Raw genomic sequence first — 4,955 nt, 5'->3', positions numbered from 1 at the left:
TCAATGCAAGATCTATAAATAAAAATTTACTCTTGCTACATGAAAAACTATTTATAGAACCTAATCCAATACCAATAAAATGGTTGGCTAAAAAAATGGGTCTAATAAAGCATGATACACTCCGTTTACCAATGACTTCAGCTTTAAAAGCTACGCAATTACAACTTGAAAAAGCAATTCAATATGCCAATATTAAATAATATTAAAAAAAACAAAATATTTTTTAAAATTATAATTACATCTCAAATTTTAAATTTATTATTGATCACGTCTTGTACGTTAAAAAATCTAGAAAAAGAAAACAATATTTTGTTTAATGAAAGTAAAAAACAATTAAAAACATTAATTATTCCAAAAGGAATAAGCATTCCTAAAAAAAACGAAGAATATGATATTCCCTATACAAATAAAGATTTAGAACAAAAAAATTATAGTATATTTCCACCTATATAAAAAAATACTTTGTTGTGTAAAAGTTCATATAAAATATTTTTCGTTTGATTGTAATCATCGAGTAATTGGGGTGCAGATTATTTTTATGATATTCTGCATCACTTCATATAAATTTAATCATATTTTATATATTTTTTAAAAATTTAAAATTAAGCAAGTAAATTCTTCATAATATTTTCGTATATACAAGTTAACAACTTTAAATCAATTATTTTAACACATTCATTAACTTTATGAATTGTGTTATTAGTTAATCCTAATTCCACTATTTCAGAACCCATTAACGCAATAAACCTTCCATCAGAGGTGCCTCCAGAAGTCGATAAAATAGGACTTTTTTTGTTAAAATCTATAATAGATTTAATTACAGTATCTACTAAAAAACCTTTTTTAGTTAAAAATGGTTGACCAGAAAGAAACCATTTAATGGTATAATTAATATTATTTTGATCAAGAATATTTAAAATTTTTTGTTTGATTTCTCTGTCAGAGATCTCTGTATTAAAACGAATATTAAATTGAACAAATAAAGTTCCTGGAATAATATTATTAGTTCCATCTCCAGCATGAATATTAGCAACATTAATAATAGTAGGAGAAAAAAAATCATTTCCATTGTCTAGCTTCATCGACAATATTTTTAAAATAATAGGCAATCCTTTATGTATTGGATTATCAGCTAAATGAGGATAAGCAATATGTCCTTGTATACCATGAATAGTTAAATTGGCTGTTATTGAACCACGTCGTCCATTTTTTATAACATCACCAACTATAGCAGTACTAGATGGTTCCCCTACTATACAATAATCAATTTTATCATTTTTAGACATTAAATATTCTACGACTTTAATAGTACCATTAGTTGCATGAGATTCTTCATCTGAAGTAATAAGAAAAGATAAACGTCCTTTATGATTAGGAAACTTATTTACAAATCTTTCAGCTGCAATTATCATTGAAGATAATGCACCTTTCATATCTGAAGCTCCTCTTCCAAATAAAAACCCATTTTTAATAATTGGATCAAAGGGATTAGTGTTCCAATACTTTTCTTTTCCTGGAGAAACTACATCTGTATGCCCTACAAATGTTAAAGTTTTTCCATTTCCCCTAAAAGCCCAAAAATTTTTTGTATCATTAATATTAATAATTTTTATTTGAAATCCCATCTTACATAAGCGTTTTATAATAATATCTTGACACCCTAAATCTTGAGGACTGATAGATGGAATACGAATTAATTCTTGTGTTAATGTAACTATTGGACAGTTCATATTTTTTCCTATATTAATTTTTAATTTATCAAAAAATGTATTTGTCATTATAAAAACACATGGGGCTATCATTAAGCCCCACAATAATTAAAAAATTATTAAATAAAATATTATGTTTTTAATAAATTTATTGATTGAGATACTATATTATCTACACTAAAACCAAATTTCTTGAATAATTCTTCTGCAGGAGCAGATTCACCAAAACTTTTCATACCAATAATTAAACCATTTATTCCTACATACTTATACCAAAAATCTTCTATACTAGCTTCTATTGCAATTCTTTTATTTACATAAGAAGGTAATATAAATTCTTTATATAAATTATCTTGTTTGTCAAATAAACTAGTAGAAGGCATTGAAATAACACGTACAGAATATCCTAAAGAAGTAATTTTTTTTGCAGCAAGCAAAGTGATATATACTTCTGAACCAGTTGATATTAAAATTAAATCAAGTGATTTTTTAGAATCATATAATATGTATGCTCCACGAGAAACATTCTTTAATTGCTCATTGTCTCTGTCAAATTGAAATAATGTTTGACGTGATAAAATTAGCGCTGTTGGACCTGATTTTCTTTCAATAGCATGTTTCCATGCTATTGCAGTTTCTACCTGATCGCTGGGTCTCCATACATCTACATTAGGTGTCATACGTAAACTAGCTAGTTGTTCTATTGGTTGATGTGTAGGACCGTCTTCACCCAAACCAATAGAATCATGAGTATACACAAAAATATGGTGTGTATTCATTAAAGCTGCCATTCGAACAGCATTACGAGCATATTCAAAAAAAATTAAAAAAGTAGCAGTATACGGAATAAAACCATTATGATGTGATATACCATTTGCAATTGCTGTCATTCCAAATTCACGTACTCCATAATGAATATAATTACCAGACGAATTTTTTAAAATAGAATTGGAACGAGACCATATAGTTAAATTACTAGGTGATAAATCTGCTGAACCCCCAATTAACTCTGGTAGTATTTTTCCAAATTCTTCTAATGCATTTTGTGAGGCTTGTCGACTAGCAATATTTCTTGTATTTTTTTGTAAAGTAAAAATATAACTATCAGCACCATTATACCAAGAATCAGGTAATTTTTTATTGATTCGTCTTAAATATTCACTAGCTAAACTAGGATAATCAGATTTATATAAGGTAAATTTTTTCTTCCATTCATTTTCAAGTTCACAACCTTTTTTTATAAAATCCCACTGTTTATAAATTGTCTCAGGAATTTCAAAAGGAGCATACTTCCAATTCAATTTTTCTCTTGTTAGAGAAACTTCTTTTTCTCCTAAAGGAGCTCCATGTGATTCTGCTGTACCTGATTTATTTGGAGATCCAAATCCAATAATAGTATTGCAAATAATAATCGAAGGCTTATTATTTACTGATTTTGCTTCTTTTATACTTTGCTTTATAGATTCTGAATCATGACCATCAACATTATTTACTACATGCCAATTATATGATTCAAATCGTTTTGCTGTATCATCTGTAAACCAGTTAGATACTTTACCATCTATAGAAATACCATTTTTATCATAAAAAACAATTAACTTTCCAAGTTTTAAAGTGCCTGCTAAAGAACATACTTCATGAGAAATACCTTCCATTAAACAACCATCGCCTACGAAAACCCAAGTATAATGATTAACTATATCATAATTTGGCTTATTAAAATAAGAACTTAAAGTCTTCTCTGCAATAGCCATACCAACAGCATTAGCTAATCCTTGACCTAATGGTCCCGTGGTTATTTCAATACCAGTTTTTTGATCTATTTCAGGATGTCCTGGAGTTTTTGAATCTAATTGTCTAAAATTCTTTATTTCCTCTATCGGTAATTTGTATCCTGTAAGGTGTAATAGACTATATAATAACATTGAACCATGTCCATTGGAGAGCACAAAACGATCACGATCATTCCAACTAGGATTTTTTGGATTATGTTTTAAAAAATCTCTCCATAACACTTCAGCAATATCTGCCATACCCATAGGCATTCCGGGATGTCCAGATTGTGCTTTTTGAATAGCATCTATACTAAGCATACGAATTGTATTAGCTAATTCTTTTCTGGTATACATATATTCTCCTTTAAAACACAAGTGAAATTGAATATAGATTGTTGTAATTAAAATTACATTTTTTTAGCAAGTATTTTTTCTAAAAGCAATTGATCTCTTGCAAAATTTCGTATACCTTCAGATAATTTTTCCACAGCCATAGGATCTTGATTATGTTCCCATCTGAATTCCTCTTCAGAAAGAGCTTTAGGAGGAGTTAAAAAAATGCTATCAGGAACAAGATTTCGTTCCAATTTTTCAGTGTTAGATTCTAATTCTTTTAATAAATTCGGTGAAATCGTTAATCGATCACATCCAGATAAATATAATATTTGTTGAATATTTCGAAAACTAGCACCCATAATTATAGTTTTATAATTATGTTTTTTATAATAATCATATATTTTACAAACAGATATAACACCAGGATCTTTATCTTTAGAAAAATTGTCTATTAAATTTCGAGAAACATACCAATCATAAATACGTCCAACAAAAGGTGAAATTAAAAATACATTTGACTCTGCACAAGCACGTGCTTGTGCAAAGGAAAATAAAAGCGTTAAATTACAAAGAATATTTTCTTTTTTTAATTCTTCTGCAGCTTTTATACACTCCCATGTAGCTGCTAATTTAATTAAAACTCTATTTCTCATGATTCCCTGTTCTTCATATAAATCAATTATTTTTCTTGCTTTTAAAATACATTTTTCTTTACTAAAAGATAAACGAGCATCAACTTCACTAGAAATATAACCAGGTATATATTTTAAAATTTCTACCCCAAGATCTACTAATATTTTATCACTTGCATTAATTATTTGCTCTTCATATAAACCTCCCTTTTTTTTAGCATATTGTACAGCTTGAATAATAAAATTTTGATTAATGTTTAAACTCATCGTTTGAAGTATTAGAGATGGATTAGTAGTAGCATCTTGTGGCTTGTATTTACATATAGATTTTATATCACCAGTATCTGCAACAACAGTTGTAAATTTTTTTAATGCGTTTAATTGATTCATTTTTGTATTTCTCTATCCTAATAAAGATAATTAATTTAAATTTCAATATGTTTTAATCATATACTAAAAATATATATTTTGTTTAACACTACTTTATAATTCATTCTTTATAA

General features: G+C 27.4%; 5 protein-coding genes. 2 read left to right on the top strand and 3 right to left on the bottom strand.

What is annotated here, in order from left to right; translation table 11 throughout:
* Both D9V70_RS03220 and D9V70_RS00475 read left to right on the top strand, forming a co-directional pair.
* The coding region (locus D9V70_RS03220) for a dihydrodipicolinate synthase family protein (protein WP_437177664.1) at window positions 1-200 on the top strand (200 nt) is incomplete at its 5' end.
* A complete protein-coding gene (locus D9V70_RS00475) occupies window positions 184-453 on the top strand; it encodes a hypothetical protein (protein ID WP_158355826.1) in 270 nt (89 codons plus the stop codon). The genes D9V70_RS03220 and D9V70_RS00475, both read left to right, overlap by 17 nt.
* 149 nt (window positions 454-602) lie before the next feature.
* Here D9V70_RS00475 and dapE read toward each other — a convergent pair whose 3' ends face one another.
* The 3 genes from dapE to tal form a co-directional block, all read right to left on the bottom strand.
* Entirely contained in the window at window positions 603-1,730 is a 1,128-nt protein-coding gene (gene dapE / locus D9V70_RS00470) for a succinyl-diaminopimelate desuccinylase (protein WP_158356265.1), read from the bottom strand.
* A gap of 110 nt (window positions 1,731-1,840) precedes the next feature.
* Entirely contained in the window at window positions 1,841-3,838 is a 1,998-nt protein-coding gene (gene tkt, locus D9V70_RS00465; RefSeq protein ID WP_158355825.1) for a transketolase, read from the bottom strand.
* A gap of 53 nt (window positions 3,839-3,891) precedes the next feature.
* Window positions 3,892-4,842 (bottom strand): transaldolase, encoded by a 951-nt coding sequence (tal, locus tag D9V70_RS00460; RefSeq protein WP_158355824.1) that lies wholly within the window; start codon window positions 4,840-4,842, stop codon window positions 3,892-3,894.
* Between the last annotated feature and the right edge of the window lie 113 nt (window positions 4,843-4,955).

The organism is Buchnera aphidicola (Lipaphis pseudobrassicae) (genome assembly GCF_005081185.1).
Lineage (GTDB): Bacteria > Pseudomonadota > Gammaproteobacteria > Enterobacterales > Enterobacteriaceae > Buchnera > Buchnera aphidicola_AD.
The sequence above is the reverse complement of the archived record's forward strand: the minus strand, read 5'-3'. Positions and strand labels throughout refer to the sequence as shown.